Origin of the sequence: Dyadobacter pollutisoli, assembly GCF_026625565.1 — a bacterium.
Lineage (GTDB): Bacteria > Bacteroidota > Bacteroidia > Cytophagales > Spirosomataceae > Dyadobacter > Dyadobacter pollutisoli.
Window position 1 is genome coordinate 5,596,148 of the sequence record NZ_CP112998.1, and the last position, 22,598, is coordinate 5,618,745.

Genomic DNA, 22,598 nt, shown 5'->3' on the forward strand with positions numbered 1-22,598 from the left:
ATTGATAAAATTATAAAATAGCCGAAAGCTGATAGCCGACGGCCGAGGTCTTTTAGATAATTGCCAACAAATCGTCCAGATACTCCCGGGTATTGCTAAGCCGTGGTACCTTATTCTGTCCGCCCAGCTTGTGAAGTTTACCCATCCAGGAGTAGAATGTTCCAGCCGGAACAAAATGGATCAGCGGCGGCAATAGCGCCATATCTTTGTAACGTTTCGCGTCATAGTCCGAATTCACTTCACGTAGGGAATCATCGAGAATTTTCTCAAACTCTTCCCGGTTTTCCGGTTCTTTGGTAAATTCAATGATCCATTCATGTCTGCCGCGAGAGCCGTCGCCCATGTACACAGGCCCGGCTGTGTAGTTCGCCACCAATGCATCGGTTTTCTGCGCTGCTATTTTAATGGCATGATCAGCGTTTTCCACAATCACTTCTTCTCCGAATGCATTGATAAAATGCTTGGTACGCCCGCTTACTTTTAACCGAAAAGGGTATTTAGAAGTAAATTTGACGGTATCACCGATCAGATAACGCCACAATCCTGCATTGGTAGAAATGACAAGCGCATAATTTTTCCCAATCTCAACTTCGTCCAGCAGCAATGCTTTTGGATGCGGCTTCCCTACTTCTTCAACGGGTACAAATTCATAAAAAATACCGTAATCGAGCATCAGCAGCATTTCTCCCACTCTGCCCACATCATCCTGAATCGCGAAGAAGCCCTCAGACGCACTGTAAGTTTCAAGATAAAGAACCTGGTCCGACGGGAAATATTTAGTCATGAACAAATCGCGGTACGGCTCAAATGAGACGGCCCCGTGTACAAAAACCTCAAAATCGGGCCATACTTCGAGCATATTCTTCTTGCCCGTCAACGCAAGGATCTGGTCCAGCAGCACGATCGTCCAGGTGGGCACGCCCAAAATACTCGTTACATTCTCCTGCGAGCATATCGATGCCATTTTTTCAAGCTTACTCTCCCAATGGTCCATCAAAGCTACATCCAATGGCGGTGTACGCATAAACTCGGCCCAGGAAGGCAAATTCTGCATGATAACTGCCGATACATCCCCGATCTGAGTATAATCATCAAAAGGATTGGCATGTAATGTACCGCCAATCGACAATCCCTTTCCATCAAAAACACGGGTATCGGGACGGTTATTGATCAGCAGCGTCATCATGTCTTTGCCGCCCTCATAGTGGCATTCTTCCAATGCTTCGGGGGAAACAGGCAAAAACTTGCTCCGGGCGTTGGTAGTACCCGATGATTTGGAAAACCATTCAATCTGAGAAGGCCACAACACATTCGGCTCGCCTTTGAGAACCCGCTCAATGTAAGGGTATAGCTCCTCGTAGGAAGAAACCGGCACCTGCTCCTGAAACTCCTTGACGGTCTTCATTTGACCGTAGTTGTACTTACTGCCCCACTCGGTATAACGCGCCGTTTCAATTAACTCTGAAAAAATGCGTTGCTGGGTCTCAATGGGGTATTTCATAAACTGCTCGATCCTTTCAAAGCGTCGCTTTAAAAACCAGACAGTCATATCATTCACCAGCTTCATATGCTATCAATTAGTTAGAATCTTCAATTGCAAAGTTGTAAAAATAGCAATAAAAAATGGTGAGAGAACAGTTTCTGCCGTTTCTCACCACTCTCAAATTATAAAGGCTTTTATGACTTCCTGTTACTATTTATCATAAAACATATTGCTGCCTCCCGCCTTGTTCTGAATGGTAGATGTGATCTCCAAAGCCTCTTCCTCCTGCAAAGTCCTGGCACCTTTCTGTTGCCTCGTAATCCTGGTTCCGGTGATCTGAAAAAGTGCTTCACCGAGCAGCGGGTCTTTGGGATTACCATAGGGATAAAGGATATTCCCTTCACTTACAGCCACATCGGGCACAAAACCGGTATGATAGTTGGACTCGTGCAAACTGTTCAATGATTTGGAAACAATGGGCTGTAGTCCCCATTTGATTCCCTTTTCAGTACCGCTCAATGTGACAGAACCGACATTTTTACCGACCGTTTTACCACCTACCAGGGTCACATTCATGTAAGGTTTCAAACCATTGATCATTAGTTCGCTGGCAGAGGCCGAGCGTGAGGAAGTTAGTATGACCAGATGTTTGAGATTTGCACCGATGTTCTGGCTTTTGGTGACGAACTTGTCATAAAAATAAGAGTCCCCATACTTCTTCCGGCTTGTTTCCGTCACCTGTGAATTGTACTCTTTGTAATAAAAAACATCATTAGCAGTAGCTTTCGCTATCAAGCTGGCAAAACTGGTGGCTGAGCTGACATACCCTCCCGGGTTATAACGCAAATCAATGATCAGCGCATTGACATTACCCGACTTGAATTTGTCGAAAATAGCGTCGAGCTTTTTGTCGTACTGCTTGTTATTTGCTTTGTAAGGTTCGGGAATAAACTGATGGTAAACAACATAGCCAATCTTGTCGGCACCATATGTATACAGGGTATCAAAGAAAACGGGATCTTCCTGCAGCACGATCGGTGTTACGTCCCTTTTCACCGCCCCTTCTTCCAGTACGCCGTCCTTGTCAATCTTCGCCAGTGTGTAAGTCAGTTTTTCCTGCGTATTGAGCAGCTGGCTATAATTGGAGCCATTCAGTTTCGTTCCGTTCACACTACTGAAAATATCTCCCCGCGTAAAACCAGCCTTGGCTGCCGGCGAGTCCGGAATCACATATAACACGATACCGATCACATTGTTAGTCCCTGACGGGTAATACACGAGCTTGAACTCCATACCGGAAGTTTTCGACTCACCACCGAGTGACGCTTCGAGCTCTTCGGCACTTTCCTGAATCCACGAAAAACGGTCCCCATCCGGGCGCAATGTTGCATCGTATTTGTAAAGCAATGATTCAAAGAATGCAGCAGGGTCTTTGGTTAAGTCCGGCGTGGCAGGGATATGGTCCGTCCAGTAATACCAGTATTTCATGTTGTCGTAGATCCACTGATTGGTTTGTGTATCATTCGCCGGATCCACATTTTTATCCTTGCATGCAATCAGCGCCACTCCCAGAAAAAGGACTGACAGAAATAGTTTTATTTTCATAGAGTACTATTCATTTCAAGAAATACTTCGTCAATAATATCGCAGGCCTGGTTCATTTGTTCCTCGTTGATCACCAGCGGAGGAGCGAAACGGATTTTGTTGCCGTGGGTAGGTTTGCAAAGCAGCCCTTTCTCCATCATTTTGTAACAAAGATCCATAGCCGTACTGCTGTCCTCATCGTCATTGATAACAATTGCATTCAACAGGCCCTTACCTCTAACGACTTCAATCAGAGAACATTGTTTCTGCAAAGCAAGAATTCTATTCCTGAAAACCTGACCCATTTTTTCAGCATTTTCTGCCAGATTTTCGTCCTCTACTACCTGCAATGCGGCGATTGTTACCGCGCAGGCCAGCGGGTTTCCGCCGTAAGTCGAGCCATGCTCGCCGGGAGCGATGGTCAGCATAATTTCGTCGTCGGCCAGCGCCGCCGATACCGGCATAGTCCCGCCAGATAATGCTTTTCCTAAGACCAGAATATCGGGCTTTACGCCTTCCCAGTCGCAGGCGAGACGCTTGCCCGTACGTCCGATGCCCGTCTGCACTTCGTCCGCGATAAACAACACATTGTATTTTGTACACAGATCCCTGACACCTTTCAAATATCCTTCTGCCGGAACCACCACACCCGCTTCGCCCTGGATAGGCTCCACCATAAAGCCCGCAATGTCAGGATCAGATTTGAATGCATCTTCCAATGCAATGAGGTCATCGTATGGAATAATTTGAAAACCAGGTAAAAAAGGCCCGTAATCGTTGGTACTCGATGGATCGGTAGAGGCTGAAATGGCAGCCAGTGTCCGTCCCCAGAAATTACCGGATGCATATACTGTTTTTGCTTTGTCGGGTGCGATACCTTTTACTTTATAGGCCCATTTCCGGGTTAGTTTCAAAGCTGTTTCGCCACCTTCCACGCCCGAATTCATCATCAGGACTTTGTCGTAACCGAAATATTCGCAGAGAAACTTTTCACATTCTCCCAGCTTGTCATTATAAAAAGCTCTGGAAGTAAGCGTCAGTTTTTGCGCCTGAGCTATCATCGCGTTCACAATATGCGGATGGCAATGTCCCTGGCTTACCGCACTATATGCTGATAAAAAGTCGAGATATTGCTTTCCTTCTACATCCCAAACATACACTCCCAGGCCTTTTTCCAGTACGACCGGCATTGGTTTGTAGTTATGCGCCCCGTAGCGGTATTCCAATTCCATCGCATATTGCGAAGCACTGATATCCATGGCGCCTGTATAGTTTGACATTGCTGTATTGAGTAGTCTCGTGAGTTCGTTTTAGTTATGTAAAAATAGGGAAAAGCTTGAATCCTTGGTCGTTCTGCATTAGTTTTGCACTATAATCTCAAGGGGTGCCCTACCGAACGGGCTGAGATCATACCCATACACCTGATCCGGGTAATGCCGGCGGAGGAAGAGAAAGCTCAAACATACAGCTGATCCTGAATTTATTTTATCGAACCATTGATAGGTGGCCCCTGCCTGTTGTAACCATTGATCGCAATGCGAAACGTTACTACCTATCTATTCATGCTGATGATCTGCATATATGCCCCTTTCGTTTTTGGCCAAAAAACCATTACCGGGCGTGTTACCGATGCAGAGGACGGAAAAGCCCTCCCCGGGGCAACCATCAAAGCGAGTGAAATCCGTGGAACCAATACCGATAAAGACGGGAATTTCACTTTGAAGAATATCTCCGACAACATTACTTCCCTGGACATTTCCTACATCGGTTACCAAACAGCCAAAGCCGAAATCTCTTCGGGAACATTGGAGGTCAAACTCTTCAAAAGTACCTTCCAGGCCGACGAAGTAATCATTAATGCGACCCGCGTGAATGACAAAACCGGGATGGCTTATACCAATGTGAGCGCAGCCGCGATAGACAAGCAAAATCTTGGACAAGACCTGCCTGTGCTGCTCAATTTCACACCTTCTCTCGTGAGCACGAGCGACGCGGGTGGTGGCGTGGGTTACACGGGCATCAGGATCAGGGGCTCGGATGCTACGCGGATCAATGTTACCGTGAATGGAATTCCTTATAATGATGCGGAAAGCCAGGGTGTTTTTTGGGTTAATATGCCTGATTTTGCTTCTTCCGTGAGCAGCATCCAGGTGCAGCGCGGAGTAGGAACTTCGACTAATGGCGCCGGTGCTTTTGGCGCAACGGTCAATATCAATACCAATGCGTTCCGCCAAGAGGCTTATGCTGAGCTGAATAACTCTTACGGTTCTTTCAATACATTCAAAAATACATTGAAAGTAGGCTCTGGACTGATCAAGGACAAATTCACTTTTGATGCGAGACTATCGCGTGTCTCATCGGATGGTTTTGTGGATCGTGCTTCTTCTGAGCTGCATTCATATTATTTGTCCGGTGGTTATTTTGGCAAAAAAAGCTTTGTACGTGTCAATGTGTTTTCAGGAAAAGAAAGGACATATCAATCCTGGAATGGTGTTCCCGAGGCTAAGCTGCGCGGTGACCGGGAAGGTGTTTTGAGCTATATTGACAGAAATTACCTGAGCGAAAAGGACGCCAAAAACCTCCTGGATTCAGACGACCGGACATACAATTCGTACACCTATAAAAACGAAGTTGACAACTACCGCCAGGATCATTACCAGATCGTTTCTTCCCATAACCTGAGCGATAAATGGACATTTAACCTGAATGGTTTTCTGGTGCGCGGGCTGGGCTATTATGAACAATACAGAGTTGATGACGATTACAGTAAATATAATTTACCAAATGTCGTAATAGGTAAAGATACACTTACAGGCACCGATCTGATCCGTCGCCGCTGGCTGGATAACTATTTTTACGGTTCGACGTTTTCATTGGATTTCAACAGTTTCAAAAAACTGACTGCTAGCATTGGTGGTGGCTGGAATAAGTACGATGGCGATCATTATGGCCAGATTATCTGGGCGCGCAATGCAGGAAATATTGAAAATGAACATCAGTACTACCAAAGCAAGGGCATCAAAAAAGACTTTAACATTTACGGAAAGCTGTACTACCAGTTCACCGATAAGCTGAATGCATTCGCCGACCTGCAATACCGGAATGTAAGCCATAACATCAAAGGGACTGATAATGACCTGGTCCAATTGAACTATGATCAGACGTATTCTTTCATTAATCCCAAAGCAGGACTTACCTACCAGCTCGCCGACCAAAGCTCGGTGTATGCCTCATACAGCATCGGAAACCGCGAGCCTAACCGCGACGATTTCACGTCATCCACCGCAGGATTATTTCCCAAAAGTGAGAGAATGCAGAATGTTGAGGCTGGATTTCGCACGCAGCAAGGTAAATGGGCCTTTTCGGGAAACTATTACCTGATGAGTTATAAAAATCAGCTGGTACTGACGGGTCAGATCAATGATGTTGGAAATTCGGTGCGGGTGAATGTCCCCAAAAGTTACCGAACGGGAGTGGAGCTGGAAGGTGCGGTTGCTTTTAACAAGTTCCTGAAATGGAACGTGAATGTGACATTCAGCCAAAACAAGATCGCCAATTTCACTGAGTATGTCGTGAACTACGACGATGGCGGCTATAACACCATTAACCACGGCAAATCTGATATTTCATTTTCTCCGAATGTGATCGCCGGAAGTCAGTTTACCTACAATCTGATAAAAAACCTCGAAGTCGCACTTCTGACCAAGTATGTTGGAAAGCAATATCTGGATAACACTTCTACGGAATCCAGAAAACTGGATGCGTACCTGACCAATGATGTCCGCCTTTCCTGGACTATCAAGCCTACCTGGATGAAGGAGATCGTGTTCAATCTGCTGGTCAACAATATCCTGGACGAAAAATATGAATCCAATGGTTATACCTACGGCTATTTCGCTGGCGGCGCGTTGACACAGGAGAATTTTTACTTCCCGCAGGCTGGAAGAAACTTTTTGATCGGGGTCAATTTTAGGTTTTGAATGATAGTTTGATGAGTGTAAGGGTGCCTTGTACTAGCTGAGGCCGTCCGTTCGGACTTTGAATATATTTAAAGCAAGAAATTTCCATAACTTGCTACTGGTTAATAGTCCGTCGAACGGTTGAAATAACACACATTTACCCTGTTATCGCATGAAATCAGACACTGATACTATATTCGGTCTTGGAACGGGAATTTACACTATTCCCGATATAGCAGCCATACTTGGTTTACCGCAAGCCAAAGTCAGGCGATGGCTACACGAGTATTGGAATGCTCAATTTGGAAAGTTTAGCCCTTCTCCATTTTCGGATGGTTCTGGAAGGGACCTCATCACTAATTTTTATACCCTTATCGAGTTCTTTGCATTCTATCAATTGCGCGAAGAGGGTGTTAGCACTCAGAGGATTATAAAGGCACATCAGGTACTAGAGAAAGCCTTGCAAACAAATTATCCATTTGCTAAGTCTGATATCTTCACAGACGGGATTCAAGTGCTATTTGCTGGCGAAGTTGGAGAGATAATAAAAGCGGATGAAACGTTACAATTAACAATCAAAGAAGTATTTGAGCCATTTTGCAAAAAAGTGGATTTCAATAAAAATCATTTCGCAGAGCGATTTTTTCCACTGGGCAAAGAACATAAAATCATTATTGACCCAAAAAGACAGTTCGGACAGCCAGTTATTGGTGGTACCAATGTCTTAACCGAAACAGTTTTTAATCTTTTCCGTGGAGGAGAATCCATTGAGGTAATCGTTGGGCTTTATGATCTGACTGTCGATCAGGTGGAAGATGCCATCCACTTTCATCGTAATGTGGCATGAATAGAATTTACATTGATGAAAATATCTCTCCGCATCTGGCATCAGGATTACACATACTTGAAAGACCGAATGGGGATGCATTTGAGGTTTTATCTATTGAAAGTGTTTTTGGAAGAGGTGCCTTGGATGAAGATTGGTTGCCAAAAATTGGAAAGGAGAAAGGTGTCGTGATTACGCAGGATTTGAATATTCATCGAACGCGACGTCAGAGAGAATTATTTGAAGAACATCATGTTGGCGTATTTTTTCTTAGCCCTCCTTCAAAAACCGGTTATCAGTACTGGGAGATGGTTGAACAGATCATAAAACGGTGGCGTGAAATAAAGAAGCTTTCCAAGGGAAACAGACCTTTTGCATATCGCTGTACTTCAAGAAGTACGGATTTTGAGAGGCTTTAAATTACTCGTCTTTCCTATTTTCCCTAAAATCTATTTCTACACCTTGTCTAGCAAACTTCTCTTTGATTGCTTTCTGTTATAACTTTGCCGCATGAAATTGAAAAATGACCTTTTGCTTCGGGCGGCGCGCGGAGAGAAAACGGAACGCACGCCTGTGTGGATGATGCGGCAGGCAGGACGGATTTTGGCTGAATACCGAGCTGTTCGCGAGAAAGCAGGAAGCTTTATAACATTGGCAACTACGCCCGAAATGGCTGCGGAAGTTACATTGCAACCCGTAGATATTTTAGGCGTAGACGCTGCCATTATATTTTCTGACATTTTGGTAATCCCGGAAGCAATGGGGTTGCCTTATGAAATGATCGAGCAGCGCGGACCAGTTTTTCCTGCGACCGTGCATACGATCGGGGATCTCGACAAACTGCACATTGCAGAGCCGGAAACCGATTTGAAATACGTACTGGACGCGATCAAACTGACCAAAGTAGGGTTGGCCGACCGGGTACCATTGATCGGTTTTGCGGGCGCTCCATTCACAATATTCTGCTACATGACCGAAGGAAAAGGCTCCAAAACTTTTTCTGTTGCGAAAAAGCATTTGTATGCCGATCCTGAGTTCTCTCATTTGTTACTTCAAAAAATAACAGACAGTACCATCGCTTACCTGAAAGCACAGGTTGTAGCCGGGGCCGATCTGCTCCAAATATTTGACTCCTGGGCGGGAATTCTCTCTCCTGAGCAATACAGGATTTTCTCTTTGCCTTACATTAAACAGATCTGTGACGCTATAAACGAAGTTCCGGTGACTGTTTTCGCAAAAGGCGCATTCTTTGCCCGCAAGGAAATCAGCGAGCTGAACTGCTCGGTAGTGGGCCTGGACTGGAATATGGACATTGCAGAATCCCGCGAATTGATCCCTAACAAGACATTGCAAGGTAACCTCGACCCCTGCGTTTTGTATTCGTCCTACGACCAGATCAAGGCGGAAGTGAAGAAGATGATCAATCAATTCGGTACCCAGCGCTACATTGCAAACCTTGGTCACGGCGTGTACCCGGACACTGATCCCGACAAAGTGCGTTGTTTTATTGAATCGGTTAAAGAATATTCCTCCTAGTTTCAGCTTATGTCTTTACCCAAAACAAAATGCGTATTCCTCGATCGCGACGGAGTACTGAATGAAGATTGCCCGGACTATTTGTATAACCTCGACGAGCTGGTGATCCCGGAAGGCGTGGCGGATGCATTGAAGTCGTTAAAACGTGCAGGATATCTGCTGATTGTCATTACTAACCAGGCCGGCATCGCAAAAGGGTTGTATAATGCTGAAAATGTGTACGCTATCCACGAGGAAGTGCAGAAAATATCTGACGGAGCTCTCGACGATATTTATTTCTCTCCATACCATCCAAGTTACTCCGGCAACTCTCTTTCCCGCAAACCGGGTTCATTGATGCTGGAAAAAGCAATCGCTAAGTATAATATCGATCCTGACCAATCATGGATGATCGGCGACCGTGACAGGGATATGGAAGCTGGAAAAAAAGCGGGGGTGCGGACAATTCACATTGTCCATGAGAATGAGCCTTCAGCAGGCGACTTCGCGGCGTTCAATTTATTAGAAGCTGCGAAAATAATATTGAGTTAAAAAACTAAACTCGCTCAGCAGGCACAGGCTGCGTCGCCTTTTGAGTCGAACCATAAGCAGGGCAGGCATGCTTGGTGCAGGATGCAGCCGCCAATGTTCCGCAGATAGCGAGAAGAAATATTACTTTTTTCATTTTCCTGTTCGTATAAGATTTTGTCACCGCAAAAATATGAAAATAAATTCTTTGAATGAGCGTTTCAGTCTGACTAATAACGAACTCATTCAAAGAACTTTATACATCACATCAAATTTTTGTTTCTGCTAATTCCTCTTCAGCTTCCACCGGTTGCATTTCGGTACTCTTGTTAGTTTCAGGAGCTGTATAGGATTCATCTTTAAAGCCCAGGATTTTCAGCATCGAATCACTATGCTGCTCTTCGGCAAAAACCCGCGTTACAATCCGGCCTTCCTCATCCTTATCTACTAAAACATGCTTTGGAGCCGGAATAAGGCAATGCTGAATACCGCCGTAGCCTCCAAGAGACTCTTGATAAGCACCTGTATGGAAAAATCCAATGTACTGCTTTTCAGAATCTTCCTCGAAAATCGGCATATACAAATCGGCACTGTGCATTTCACTATTATAAAAATCCTGTGAATCGCAAGTCAGTCCACCCAGGTTTACTTTTTGGTAAGGACTATCCCAGTTATTGATCGGCAGCATGATGTATTTCTGGTTCATGCCCCACGAGTCGGGTAGCTGCGTAATGAATGAGCCGTTGATCATGTACCAAAGCTCTTTATCATTCTGTAATTTTTTGTCAATGATCTCGTAAATCACCGCGCCACTTTCACCCACAGTATAACTTCCGAATTCGGTGAAAATATGCGGAACAGGTACATTGTTCTTGTTACAGATCCACTGAATGTTTTCGATGATCTCATCGATCATTTGCTGATAGTCGTAGCCAGCCTGCAATGAAGTCTGAATTGGCAGTCCACCGCCGATATCGATTGAATCGAGCTCCGGACAGATTTTCTGCATTTCGCAATACTTAAACATAAAGCGCGTCAATTCACTCCAGTAGTATGCACTGTCCTTGATGCCTGTATTGATAAAGAAATGGAGCATTTTGAGCTTAAACTTCGGATTCGGCTCAATTTTCTCCTTATACAGCTGCTGCACATCATTATACCTGATACCCAGACGAGAGGTATAAAAAGCAAAATTCGGCTCTTCATCCGTCGCAATGCGCATTCCGAAATTCACCGTATCGGCTGTAACCTGCTGCTCGTACGATTCAATCTCTTTCAGGTTGTCCAGAATTGGAATCACATTAAACCCTTCATTGATCAATTCGCTGAGGTATTGGGTATATCGGGGCAGTTTATAACCATTAGCAAGAATAAAAGTGCTTTTGGTAACCTTCCCACGGCGGTACAGTTCACGGATAATGGGTATATCAAAAGACGAAGAAGTTTCGAGATGTATGTTATGCTTCAAAGCCTCTTCCAGCACAAAACTGAAATGTGAAGACTTCGTGCAGTAGCAATACGTATAGCTTCCTTTGTAGTTATGTCTTTTGAAGGCATTACGAAAAAACATATTCGCGTTTTCGATATGCTCCCCGATTTTCGGCAGATAATTGATTTTTAACGGCGTACCATGTTCTTTGATGATATCCATCAGTGGTACATTGTTGAACAGCAACTCATTATTATCAACGTTAAATTCCATTGTAGGAAATTCGAACGTCTGCTGAATCAGGTCAATGTAGCTTTTCATTGATTTGTTTGTAGCGATGGCAATTAGTGAATTGTGAGTTAATAATAAAGGACAAAAAGACCCGAAATTTGGTCAGAATATGTGTCATTTCCAAACACCATTCAGAGCTAAATCATTCCCGTCTTTAACCAATTTATCTGCTTATTTGCCAAGTTCATACCGCAAATAATCCGTTTAATAATTTTTTGATTGATCTTCTGCCAAATGCCTGCCTACTTTTAGGACCGTTAATCGCAGATACCGAATCCAATCAGTTACATTTACAACGTCTGATTTAAGTAATTTTGAAATATAAAATCTCAATATATTACTATTCATACTTTTCATTACACTTCATCCAAACTCAACTTCTGCCATGAAAACACACCTTACAATCCCACCCCTAAGTACGGAAAAAACCTCCGAACCTGCTGTTATTTAACAATTTAGTAACATTTCCAAGAGATGTTCTCTATCTTAAACCGCCACTGCTAGAAGAGCGCCAAGAAAACTTCAAACATTTATAAAGTTTTCTTAGTTTTTTTCATTCGAATATTTCAAATTTGTTCTTGTGAAAGAGCGAATTATAAAATCAGCCTTAAATCTATTCTGGCGCTATGGAATCAAGAGCGTTACCATGGATGATATTGCCAAAGACCTGGGGATTTCGAAACGGACCATTTACCAGCACTACTCCGATAAGGAAGCGATCCTGGCCCTGGTTATTCAGGAGGAGATCAAGACTCAAAAAAATGAGATGGAAAAACTGGATGAGCAGGCCAGCAATCCGATCGAACAGATGATGTATGCTTCGGTCCAGATGCGCGATACATTGTCGAACATGAACCCGACGCTTTTGTATGACCTGAAAAAATACTACCCTGCTGCATGGGAGCTTTTCCAGAATTATAAACATGAGTACATTATCAAAAGTATCCATGACAACCTGATCAAAGGGATCGAACTGGGGCTTTATCGTCCTGACATAGATGTAGATGTGCTGTCAATGTTACGTGTCGAGCAAATTGTAATGGCATTTGATCCGACTATTTTCCCGGCCAGAAAATTTAATATGATGCATACGCAAATGCAGTTTCTGTTACATTTTTTAAGAGGGGTATTGTCGGAAAAAGGATTTGAATACTACAACACCATCAAAGATAAATCAGCAATTGAAATCAATACCCATGAAAAATAACCGGATAATACGCGGCAGTCTAGCGCTGCTGGCGATTTTACTGAGCTTTGCGCCTCTGCATGCGCAGGAAGGAAGTTATTCCCTTAAACAGGCTGTGGAATATGCCATTAAGACTAACATTAATATAAGAAACGCAAAGATCGACCAGTCCAGTGCAGCGGCACGTGTAGCAGAAGTGAAGGCTATCGGCTTACCTCAGGCGCATGCCACAGTTAATTATACAAATAACCCCGCCGTTCCGCGTTTTTTCATTCCAGCCAAAACATTTGATCCGAATGCCGCCGAGGGTGAGGTAGTTGCAGCTAAGTTCGGTGTAACGCATTCAGCCAGCGCTGCCGCCAGCCTCAGCCAGATTATTTTTGACGGCTCCTATCTGATAGGCTTGAAGGCTTCACAAACGTATAAGGAACTTTCTACGAAAAATTTACAGGCGTCAAAGATCCAGGTCGCAGAAGCCGTTACAAAAGCCTATTATAATGTACTTGTAAATGACGAGCGTATCGGGCTCTTGCAAAACAACTTGTCCAGGCTCGATTCGACCTATAACGAAACGGTTCAAATGAATACACAGGGTTTTGTTGAAAAACTCGATGTTGACAGACTTGAAGTTCAGCGAAACAACCTCACTACCGAGCTGGAAAACATCATGAAATTGCAGGAAGTAGCCACAATGCTGTTGAAATTCCAGATGGGCATGGATGTTGATGAACCGATCAAGCTGACCGATCAGTTATCGACAACAGACGTTAGCCAGTTTGTTGCTGCCAATGAAGAATTGCTTTCTAACTATTCACTTCGCGTCGAATACGCCACCCTGGAAGTTCAGGAAAAATTACAGATGCTGGACATCAGGAATATTTCTGCCGGTTATTTGCCGTCGTTGACCTTGAATGCCAACTACGGTTATTCCTCTGGTACCGACATATTTAGCAAGTTTTTCACCCAGCCATGGTTTAATCAGGCTTCCATTGCCCTCAACCTGAACATCCCGATTTGGGATAGTTTCAGCAAGAAGAACAAGATCATCCAGTCAAAAAATGCGCTTGAAAAGATCAAGCAAAACCAGAAACTGCTGCAGCAATCCATCAATCTTGAAGTTAGACAAAGCCAGATTCAATATTCAAATCTGGTGAGACAGCTGAAAGAACGTCAGCGAAACCTGGATTTATCGAAAGAAATTATTCGGGTAACGCGGATCAAGTATAAAGAAGGCGTAGGCTCCAACATTGAAGTTATCAACGCAGAATCTTCTTTTAAAGAAGCACAGACCAACTATTTTACAGCACTTTATGATCTGATGATCGCGAAAGTGGATTTGAGTAAGGCGAAAGGTGAGCTTTATGTTGAATCAGGACAATGACATTAACACTAAACAAAATTTGAAACAGCTACTTACCAATCTCATGAAAAGACATATTTTGATGATAACTGCCGTTGCAACTTTGCTCGCTTCATGCGGCGGAGAGAAAAAAGATGGCATTCAAGGCAAGAAAGACGAACTCGCCCAACTGAAAGTGGCACAGGCGGAAAACGAGAAAAAAATCAAGGCATTGGAAATCGAAATCGCCAAGCTTGACCCTGCCAAAACTGTCGAAGCAAAGGTAAAACCTGTTGCCATTGACACACTCGACGCTGCGGTTTTCCGTCACTATGTGGAGCTGCAGGGTACTGTGGATGCCAAAAACAATGTGATGATCACTCCGAAAACCGGCGGTGCAGTAGTGGCGATGTACGTTCGTGAAGGCGATTTTGTAAAGGCAGGTACCGTCATCGGCAAAATCGACAACAGTATTTTGACGCAAACGGTTGAGGAGTTGAAAACACAGCTGAGCCTTGCCAATACGATTTTCGAAAAACAGAAAAACCTATGGGACCAGAAGATCGGTACAGAGATGCAATACCTTCAGGCTAAAAATAACAAGGAATCGCTGGAAAGAAAGCTAAGCACATTAAACACGCAGCTTTCGCAAACCAACATTGTTTCGCCTATGGCCGGAGTCGTCGATATGGTGAATGTTAAGGTAGGTGAAATGGCGTCTCCGGGAGTAGGCGTAGTTCGGGTTGTGAACCTGAGCAACCTGAAAGTGTCCGCGAAAGTGTCTGATACCTACGCGGCCAGCGTAAGAAAAGGTGACGAAGTAATTGTCAAATTTCCTGATCTTAAAAAAGAGTTTAAGGCACGGGTTACTTTCGTAAGCACTGCCGTAGACCCGCTTTCAAGAACTTTCACGATAGAGGCGAACCTTCCTTCGGATAAAGATATCAAGCCTAATATGATGGCACAGGTTCAAATCAATGACGCTACGAGCAAAAATGCACTGGCAATTGACCAAAACTATGTTCAAAGCACTGAAAAGGGGAACGTAGTATATGTAGCGGTAGCGGAAGGCAACAAAAAAGTAGCCAAAGCCCGCGAAGTGAAAACCGGTTTGAGCTACAATGGCAAGGTTGAAATCCTTTCGGGATTAACCGCCGGCGATCAGCTGATCACACTGGGTTACCAGGAAGTTTCTGACGGTCAGCCGATCAGCTATTGATAAAAAAAGAGTGGTGACCGTCAAAAGGTCATTTATAGTCATGGATTGTCACTTTTGATGCAATTCATCGCCCCGGCGACCCGGTCATTAAGTCATTCACTCATTCGCTCATTCATTCATTCAGACTTGTCGCTATGAAATTTGAAGAATATAAAACCCTTGGCTTCACCAACTGGTGCGTAGAGAATCGGACGACGATTTACATCTTTACGTTCATCATTACGCTGGCTGGGTTCATGGTTTACAACAACCTGCCCAAGGAGCAGTTTCCCGATATCAAGATCCCTCAGATCTATATCAACACCATTTATTTCGGAACAGCTCCGGCTGATATTGAAAACACGATTAACAAACCCATTGAAAAACAACTGAAATCGCTGAATGGGGTTAAGAAAATCAAATCCAATGCATTACAGGACGTTTCAGTAATCCTGGTTGAATTTACTCCGGACGTAGCCGTAGAAGTTGCACTCCAGCGAGTCAGGGATGCGATCGATAAAGCCAAAACGGATTTACCGCAAAATCTTGACTCCGGCCCTACTGCACAGGACGTTAACTTCTCGGAATTCCCGATCATGAACGTCAACATTGCCGGTAACTTTTCATTGAAACAGCTGAAACAGTACGCCGAGGATTTGCAGGACGGGATCGAAGCGCTTCCGGAGATCACCCGCGTGGACATTCTGGGTGCACTTAACCGCGAAATCCAGATCAATGTAAACCTGGACCGCATGAAATCGACTGGTTTGACATTCTATGACATACAAACCGCCATTCAGAGTGAAAACATCAACGTTTCCGGTGGTGAGTTAAATGTAGAAGGTGTCCGCAGAACGCTGCGTGTAAAAGGCGAGTATACTAATGTTGCCGATATGGCAAACATTAGAATTCGAACATCGACCGGCGCCACAATACGACTGGGTGATGTGGCCGAAGTTTCAGATAATTTTGAAGAGCAGCAGGATTTTGCCCGTTTGGCGAACAAATCGGTTATCACATTGAACGTCATCAAACGTTCGGGAGAAAACCTCGTGGAAGCCGCCGACAAGATAGAAACCGTAATTGCAGATTTCAAAGAAAACCGGTTCCCTCCGGGATTGGACGTGAAGATCACTGCCGACCAGTCTATCCAGACAAGAGCTGATTTGCATGACCTTATCAATACCGTTGTACTCGGTTTCATCTTTGTGGTAATGGTACTGATGTTCTTCATGGGTGTCCGTGACGCGATATTTGTAGGTTTGTCCGTTCCACTCTCGGCTTTGGTAGCATTTGTAATGATGCCGATTATCGGGCCGCTGGTAGGTACTGAATTTACCCTGAACACGATTGTACTTTTTGCATTCCTCCTAGGTATCGGACTTGTGGTGGATGACGCCATTGTGGTAATTGAAAATACGCACAGGCTTTTCAACAATCATAAAGACTGGACGATCCAGCAAGCTGTGAAAGCTGCTGCCGGTGAAGTATTTATCCCGGTACTCTCAGGAACGCTTACTACCATTGCGCCATTCTTTCCATTGCTCTTCTGGACAGGGATAGTCGGGGAATTTATGAAATTTATGCCGCTAACGCTCATTATTACGCTGGGCGCGTCGCTTTTTGTGGCCTACGTGATGAACCCGGTGTTTGCCGTGTCATTTATGGGCAGGCATGAGGATGAAAAAGAAGCCCACGATACCAGTTTCAAAGCCATTCGCCGCCCATTAATTATCCTGATCGTCGCAGCAGCCCTCGGCTACCTGATCGATCGCGGAGTCGGTAACTTCTTCGTATTCATATTAATACTATGGATTTTTAATCATTACATTCTGACACCAAGAATATTGGTACCATTCCAGGACAAGTTGCTACCATCGTTGAAAAATGGCTACCGCAAACTGATCGACTGGCTGCTGAGAGGTTGGAGACCGGTGGTTGCCATTGTATTGGTATTTGGATTACTGATTTTCACATTCGTCCTCACCGGCATTGTACAACCCAAAGTGCTCTTTTTCCCAAGTGGAGATCCTGACTACGTGTATGTGTACAACAAATTGCCAATCGGAACAGATGCCCGGGTGACGGACTCTGTGACCAAGATCATTGAAAAAAGGGTTTTTGATGTCCTTGAAAAAGAAAAAGCAATGGATATGGTCAACTCTGTGATTGCTAATGTAGGTAAAAACGCCGGTGACCCTTACAACCCCGACCGTTCCGCAACACCGCACAAATCCAAAGTGACTGTTGCATTCGTGTACGGAACAGAGCGTGGTGGACGTTCGTCGGAGACGATTTTGCGCAAGATTCGTGACGCTGTAAAGGGTATACCGGGAGCAGAGATTTCCGTCGAAAGAGAGGCCGTGGGGCCGCCAACCGGTAAACCTATCTCCATTGAGATTTCGGGAGACGACTTCGCGATTTTGCAAAAACTGGAAAAAGATGTTTTACAGAAAGTTCAGCAGTCCGGTATCGAAGGCATTGATCAGCTGCGCTCCGACCTGGTAACTAACAAGCCCGAGATTGTCATTGACATTAACCGTGAAAAAGCGCAACGCGAGGGAATAAGTTCTCAGCAAATTGCGTTGGCTGTCAGAACTGCGCTTTTCGGACTTGAAGTTTCCAAGTTCAGGGACGACAAGGATGAGTATCCGATCATGGTACGGCTTGAAAAGGACGATCGCGAGCAGATAGAAAAACTGCTGAGCCTTAATATCGTATACCGCGACATGATTATGGGTGGGGCACTGCGCCAGGTTCCGATCACTTCTGTGGCCGACATTCATTACTCGACAACTTTTAGCCAGATCAACCGTCAGGATCAAAGCAGGATCGTGACACTTGGCTCGGATGTTTTGCCAGGTTATAATGCCAATGAAATCGTGTCCCAGATCGAAGCATTGATCCAGGATATGGACGTTCCGAATGGTTATATCATTAAGATGGGGGGTGAGCAGGAAGAGCAAAACGAATCGATGGCATTTCTTGGAACCGCGTTCGGCGCTGCCATCCTGTTGATTTACCTGATTTTGGCGACACAGTTCAACTCCGTGGTGAAGCCTTTCATTATATTCTTTACCATTCTGCTGTCATTGATCGGGGTGTTGCTTGGCTTCATCATATTCAATAAGGATTTCTCGATCATCATGTCCGGTGTGGGGATCATTGCACTGGCTGGTATTGTGGTAAAAAATGGTATCCTGCTCATTGAGTTCATTGAAGAGCTCCGCGGGCGTGGGTACCCGATGCGGGAAGCCATCATCGAAGGCGGGGCGATCAGGCTCACACCTGTATTGCTGACGGCATCGGCAGCCGTACTTGGACTTGTACCATTGGCGCTCGGTATTACGGTTGATTTTGTCGGTCTTTTCCGGAACCTCGAACCACATTTGATCGTGGGTGGCCCAAGTTCAGTGTTCTGGAATATCCTTGCCTGGACGATCATTTTCGGGTTAACGTTCTCGACGTTGCTTACACTGATTATGGTTCCATGTATGTATTATGTAAACGAACGCATCCGCGACAAATGGTTCAGGAAGGGAAAACAAGAGGTTATAAATCCTAACTGGCAGAACGAGACCATCTAACAAACTTTACGGATTATTGTCTGTTTTGATTTTCAAATTTTTTAAGGTTGAAATAGACAATAATCCAAAACATTCCTAGATTTGCAACCCGAAAGAAATACGGGATGCGGCGCAAGTTGCATTAATTCGGGAATTCGGGATGTAGCGCAGCCCGGTAGCGCACTAGCATGGGGTGCTAGGGGTCGCAAGTTCGAATCTTGTCATCCCGACATTGATTATCAGCCACTTACAGCGAAAGTTGTGAGTGGCTTTTTTCTTAGGTCGAACATAGGTCGAACATTTTTATCCATTTTGGTTAAGTTTTAATCGGTTCTACCATACCAGACTTCTTCAATTTCACGATTTTTTAACCATCCAATTGGTACTAATCCCCAAACTCCCCCTTGTCCTGCCAGGTGGCAATCATGATGTACCCCAAATTAATATATAAATAAGTGATATATAGTAATATCGTCCAAGATAAGGTCGGAACTTTTGACATTTACTCAATTCCGGAAACTTGAACGGCTGACATGTGAACTATTTGTAATGAGTGAAACTGGTGAGGTGTAGCCTATGCACATAAATGTCCAATATTTAACACGCTTAGTATTTAAAACTATTACGCCTATGAAAAACTTTACATTCTCCTTGCTCATCCTGCTGACATTCAGTACCGGTGTATTCGCACAGAAACAAACTATCGCGCCCAATATATGACGGCGGGCGATGGAGCTACGGAGTATCTCTTGGCGGGGGCTTAAATGTGCTTGGCCTGCACCGCGCTCCTTGGAACTCGCCCAGATCGCGCAAATACAATATGATGGAAATCCGGCCAGAGGTGAAGTTTTACTGGCTGCGTCGCAAATACACCCGCATCGAAAACCCACAGGAGGTGAGTTACGATCCGTTCTTTGAGGGTGAAAACTTTTTAGGTTTATGTATAACCGAACAACTCCGTTCAATTTCGGACACAAAACGGGTTAAAAATATCTTTAACTATTTGACTATCAGCCATTAACAAGAATGGCACGAAAGTTGAGTACTTGACTTGTCACCTATTCTTTCAGCAACTATGTTTCGTAATTATCTCAAACTCGCATGGCGGCATTTGGCAAAGCAAAAAATGTACGCTTTCGTAAAAATCGGAGGCTTCGCTATTGGGATAGCGGCATGTTTTCTTATCGCTTTATTTATCCGGGATGAGCTAAGTTATGATCAGGATATTGTTAATAAGGATGATATTTTCAGGGTCCTTAATGACGAGCTCGCCGACGGAGATTGGGAAAAATACGTTTGGATGCCGGCTCCCTTTGCCAATGTTGTTAAAAACGAGTATCCCGAAGTGGAAAAAATAGGCAGATTCCTCAACAGCGAGCTATTTGGAGCAGGCCCTAATCAAATCAGACGCGTCGATAAACTACAAAATGTGTATGAGGAACGGTTCGTTTACATAGACCAGGATCTGCTTGAAATCTGGGGCTCAAAATGGTTGCAGGGCGATCCCGAACACGCATTGGATGACCCAAACAGCCTGGTGATCACAAAATCTAAAGCGGATAAGTTTTTCCCGGGAGAGAATGCTCTGGGAAGGGCAATGATCATCAGTGATGATGTGGCTAAGCCAAGGAAAATCACTGGAGTGATCGCTGATTTTCCTAAAAATTTCCATGTAAATTTTGATTTTTTTATGACCATAGCCGGTGTGGTCTTTTACGAAGGCGAGCAAATGAATTGGCTGGCAACAAATTATCATACTTATGTGCGGTTGAAGAAGGGTACGGATCTCGTAAAATTCGAGTCGAAACTTTCAGATATCACCCGGAAATATTACATCCCGCAAAAGAAGGCGAGCGGGCAACAGGTCGATGAGAATAAAATTGCTTCGGAACACCGTTACAAATTGCAGCCGATATCAGAGATATATCTGGGCTCAGCAGATGTTGGGGATGGGTTAAGCCATGGAGATATGAGATTTATCTGGTTGTTTGGCAGTGTTGCCGGATTTATACTGTTACTGGCCTGTATCAATTTTGTGAACCTTTCTACCGCCAAATCGGCCAATAGGGCGATTGAAGTGGGTCTCAGAAAAACGGTTGGTTCAGAGAGGAGCGGCCTTGTGAATCAATTTCTGACCGAGTCTCTATTGATAAGCTTTATTTCTATCTCCCTTGGTGTTGTTTTGGCCTGGCTTTTACTTCCCCTTTTTAATACGCTTGCTGCCAAATCCCTTGTTTTTCCCATCACTGCTTGGTGGCTGGCGCCACTGCTGGTTATCAGCTCCTTGGTTATCGGAATTGTCGCGGGTCTTTATCCAGCGTTCTATTTGTCCGGCTTTAAGCCTATACAAATTCTGAAAGGACAATTGAGCAGAGGAAGCAAGGGCTCTGGGATCCGGAGCAGCCTGGTTGTGTTTCAGTTTACTACCTCAATTATACTCATCATAGGTACTTTCGTGATTTACAGACAGGTAAACTTTATCCTGAATGCAAAAGTCGGTTACGACAGGGATCAGATCGTTCTTATTCACGGGGCAGGCACCCTGGACAAAAAAATAGATACTTTTAAAGATGAGATCAAAAAATTACCTCAGGTCAAAAATGCCTCAGTGAGCGATTATCTGCCCATTAAGGGAACAAAGCGTAATGGGAATGGTTTTTGGCAATTTGGTAAAACAAAGGAAAATGCTTCGGTGTCAGGGCAATTCTGGGTAGCCGATGAAAACTACATTGAAACACTCGGAATAAAACTTATTGCAGGGCGTAACTTTTCCAGAGACAGAACCACAGATGCCAAGGCAGTGATCATTAACCAGAAGTTAGCGAAGGATTTGAACCTGAAAGATCCGGTAGGAAAGCACATTACGAATTGGTCCAATAGTGGCAATGATCTGGAGGTGATCGGAGTTGTTGAAGACTTCCATTACGAGTCACTAAAAGAAAATATCGAAGGGCTGTGCATACAATTGGGGATCAGCCCTGGTATTGTATCGGTAAAAGTGAATACCTCAGATATGAAAGGGGCATTGAAATCCATCACAGATGTATGGAATTCACAGGCACCTAATCAACCGATCAGGTATACGTTTATGGACCAGAGTTTTGCACAGATGTACGATGATGTCAACCGGATGGGTCTTATATTCACCAGCTTTGCTGTATTGGCAATAATTGTTGCTTGCTTGGGGTTGTTCGCTCTTTCAGCCTTTATGGTGGAACAGCGCAGCAAGGAGATCAGCATACGAAAAGTCTTGGGAGCTTCGGTCCGAAGCATTTTGTCGTTGCTTACCGGTAATTTCCTCATGCTCGTGCTTATCTCAGCAGTGATAGCGTCGCCGATCGGATGGTATATGATGCAAGAGTGGCTGCAGGATTACGAATACAAAATCACGATAACCTGGGACATTTTCGTTTTCGCCGGACTTGTCGCGGGATTTGTCGCAATCGTGACAATCAGCTTTCAGGCCATTCGGGCGGCCCTGATAGACCCTGCCAAAGGTTTGCGGAGCGAATGAATGTTTCTTTACATTAACTTGCCCCGATTGCAATCGTGACGGCACAAGCTTTGCGTTTAAAACGCAAGTCGACAAGACCAGGAGGATCTTAGCAGCATTGAAGTCAAGCTCGTCGTCACTCATATGCAGCATCCAGTCAGACCCCAGAAATGATAATTCTGATTCCTTCGGTCTTTCCCA

General features: G+C 44.5%; 15 protein-coding genes, 1 tRNA gene and 1 riboswitch. Of the genes, 11 read left to right on the forward strand and 5 right to left on the reverse strand.

Annotation, left to right across the window (positions count from 1 at the left end; all coding sequences use genetic code 11):
* Positions 1-52: 52 nt before the first annotated feature.
* The 3 genes from ON006_RS22865 to rocD all read right to left on the reverse strand — a co-directional run bounded on the left by ON006_RS22865 (position 53) and on the right by rocD (position 4,347).
* Positions 53-1,567 (reverse strand): GH3 auxin-responsive promoter family protein, encoded by a 1,515-nt coding sequence (locus ON006_RS22865; RefSeq protein ID WP_244822352.1) that lies wholly within the window; start codon positions 1,565-1,567, stop codon positions 53-55.
* Between the two features lie 126 nt (positions 1,568-1,693).
* Positions 1,694-3,088 carry a S41 family peptidase gene (locus tag ON006_RS22870; RefSeq protein WP_244822353.1) on the reverse strand — a complete coding sequence of 465 codons (1,395 nt, stop codon included), beginning with the start codon at positions 3,086-3,088 and terminating at the stop codon, positions 1,694-1,696.
* On the reverse strand, positions 3,085-4,347 hold the full coding sequence (gene rocD / locus ON006_RS22875) for an ornithine--oxo-acid transaminase (protein WP_279680266.1): 1,263 nt from the start codon (positions 4,345-4,347) through the stop codon (positions 3,085-3,087). Before rocD ends, ON006_RS22870 begins: the two co-directional genes overlap by 4 nt.
* Positions 4,348-4,437: 90 nt before the next feature.
* A riboswitch (TPP riboswitch) is annotated at positions 4,438-4,531 on the forward strand.
* Between the two features lie 71 nt (positions 4,532-4,602).
* Between rocD and ON006_RS22880 the strand changes: the two genes are divergently transcribed.
* From ON006_RS22880 to ON006_RS22900, 5 genes are all read left to right on the forward strand, one after another.
* Positions 4,603-7,047 (forward strand): TonB-dependent receptor, encoded by a 2,445-nt coding sequence (locus tag ON006_RS22880; protein ID WP_244822354.1) that lies wholly within the window; start codon positions 4,603-4,605, stop codon positions 7,045-7,047.
* Positions 7,048-7,198: 151 nt separating this feature from the next.
* Positions 7,199-7,873 carry a DUF433 domain-containing protein gene (locus ON006_RS22885; protein ID WP_244822355.1) on the forward strand — a complete coding sequence of 225 codons (675 nt, stop codon included), beginning with the start codon at positions 7,199-7,201 and terminating at the stop codon, positions 7,871-7,873.
* Positions 7,870-8,271 (forward strand): PIN-like domain-containing protein, encoded by a 402-nt coding sequence (locus ON006_RS22890; RefSeq protein WP_244822356.1) that lies wholly within the window; start codon positions 7,870-7,872, stop codon positions 8,269-8,271. Before ON006_RS22885 ends, ON006_RS22890 begins: the two co-directional genes overlap by 4 nt.
* Before the next feature lie 91 nt (positions 8,272-8,362).
* Positions 8,363-9,388: a uroporphyrinogen decarboxylase gene (hemE, locus tag ON006_RS22895; RefSeq protein ID WP_244822357.1), complete on the forward strand. Its 1,026-nt coding sequence runs from the start codon at positions 8,363-8,365 to the stop codon at positions 9,386-9,388.
* Positions 9,389-9,397: 9 nt separating this feature from the next.
* Complete coding sequence (locus ON006_RS22900; protein WP_244822358.1) at positions 9,398-9,919, forward strand: D-glycero-alpha-D-manno-heptose-1,7-bisphosphate 7-phosphatase; 522 nt, start codon at positions 9,398-9,400, stop codon at positions 9,917-9,919.
* Between the two features lie 4 nt (positions 9,920-9,923).
* On the opposite strand, the gene ON006_RS22905 is transcribed toward ON006_RS22900, so the two are convergent.
* Both ON006_RS22905 and ON006_RS22910 read right to left on the reverse strand, forming a co-directional pair.
* On the reverse strand, positions 9,924-10,052 hold the full coding sequence (locus tag ON006_RS22905; protein WP_255772953.1) for a hypothetical protein: 129 nt from the start codon (positions 10,050-10,052) through the stop codon (positions 9,924-9,926).
* Between the two features lie 111 nt (positions 10,053-10,163).
* Entirely contained in the window at positions 10,164-11,645 is a 1,482-nt protein-coding gene (locus tag ON006_RS22910) for a type III PLP-dependent enzyme domain-containing protein (protein ID WP_244822359.1), read from the reverse strand.
* A 550-nt stretch (positions 11,646-12,195) separates the two neighbouring features.
* On the opposite strand from ON006_RS22910, the gene ON006_RS22915 reads away from it, so the two are divergent.
* The 6 genes from ON006_RS22915 (at position 12,196) to ON006_RS22940 (ending at position 22,418) form a co-directional block, all read left to right on the forward strand.
* Positions 12,196-12,822, forward strand: coding sequence for a TetR/AcrR family transcriptional regulator (locus tag ON006_RS22915; RefSeq protein WP_244822360.1), 627 nt, complete (start codon positions 12,196-12,198; stop codon positions 12,820-12,822).
* Positions 12,812-14,182 (forward strand): TolC family protein, encoded by a 1,371-nt coding sequence (locus ON006_RS22920; protein WP_244822361.1) that lies wholly within the window; start codon positions 12,812-12,814, stop codon positions 14,180-14,182. Before ON006_RS22915 ends, ON006_RS22920 begins: the two co-directional genes overlap by 11 nt.
* A 43-nt stretch (positions 14,183-14,225) precedes the next feature.
* Positions 14,226-15,359 (forward strand): efflux RND transporter periplasmic adaptor subunit, encoded by a 1,134-nt coding sequence (locus tag ON006_RS22925; RefSeq protein ID WP_244822362.1) that lies wholly within the window; start codon positions 14,226-14,228, stop codon positions 15,357-15,359.
* Between the two features lie 134 nt (positions 15,360-15,493).
* Entirely contained in the window at positions 15,494-18,925 is a 3,432-nt protein-coding gene (locus ON006_RS22930; RefSeq protein WP_244822363.1) for an efflux RND transporter permease subunit, read from the forward strand.
* Between the two features lie 135 nt (positions 18,926-19,060).
* A tRNA-Pro gene (locus ON006_RS22935) sits at positions 19,061-19,134 on the forward strand.
* A gap of 881 nt (positions 19,135-20,015) precedes the next feature.
* The gene (locus ON006_RS22940) at positions 20,016-22,418 is read left to right on the forward strand and encodes an ABC transporter permease (protein WP_244822364.1); all 2,403 of its coding nucleotides are present in this window, start codon (positions 20,016-20,018) and stop codon (positions 22,416-22,418) included.
* Positions 22,419-22,598 lie beyond the last annotated feature (180 nt).

What these genes read in the sequence shown, in the direction of transcription:
- ON006_RS22870 (WP_244822353.1), bottom strand. Translation starts at nt 3,088, where the DNA reads ATGAAAATAAAACTATTTCTGTCAGTCCTTTTTCTGGGAGTGGCGCTG.
- rocD (WP_279680266.1), bottom strand. Translation starts at nt 4,347, where the DNA reads ATGTCAAACTATACAGGCGCCATGGATATCAGTGCTTCGCAATATGCG.
- ON006_RS22900 (WP_244822358.1), top strand. Translation starts at nt 9,398, where the DNA reads ATGTCTTTACCCAAAACAAAATGCGTATTCCTCGATCGCGACGGAGTA.
- hemE (WP_244822357.1), top strand. Translation starts at nt 8,363, where the DNA reads ATGAAATTGAAAAATGACCTTTTGCTTCGGGCGGCGCGCGGAGAGAAA.
- ON006_RS22880 (WP_244822354.1), top strand. Translation starts at nt 4,603, where the DNA reads ATGCGAAACGTTACTACCTATCTATTCATGCTGATGATCTGCATATAT.
- ON006_RS22865 (WP_244822352.1), bottom strand. Translation starts at nt 1,567, where the DNA reads ATGAAGCTGGTGAATGATATGACTGTCTGGTTTTTAAAGCGACGCTTT.
- ON006_RS22910 (WP_244822359.1), bottom strand. Translation starts at nt 11,645, where the DNA reads ATGAAAAGCTACATTGACCTGATTCAGCAGACGTTCGAATTTCCTACA.
- ON006_RS22920 (WP_244822361.1), top strand. Translation starts at nt 12,812, where the DNA reads ATGAAAAATAACCGGATAATACGCGGCAGTCTAGCGCTGCTGGCGATT.
- ON006_RS22925 (WP_244822362.1), top strand. Translation starts at nt 14,226, where the DNA reads ATGAAAAGACATATTTTGATGATAACTGCCGTTGCAACTTTGCTCGCT.
- ON006_RS22885 (WP_244822355.1), top strand. Translation starts at nt 7,199, where the DNA reads ATGAAATCAGACACTGATACTATATTCGGTCTTGGAACGGGAATTTAC.
- ON006_RS22930 (WP_244822363.1), top strand. Translation starts at nt 15,494, where the DNA reads ATGAAATTTGAAGAATATAAAACCCTTGGCTTCACCAACTGGTGCGTA.
- ON006_RS22890 (WP_244822356.1), top strand. Translation starts at nt 7,870, where the DNA reads ATGAATAGAATTTACATTGATGAAAATATCTCTCCGCATCTGGCATCA.
- ON006_RS22905 (WP_255772953.1), bottom strand. Translation starts at nt 10,052, where the DNA reads ATGAAAAAAGTAATATTTCTTCTCGCTATCTGCGGAACATTGGCGGCT.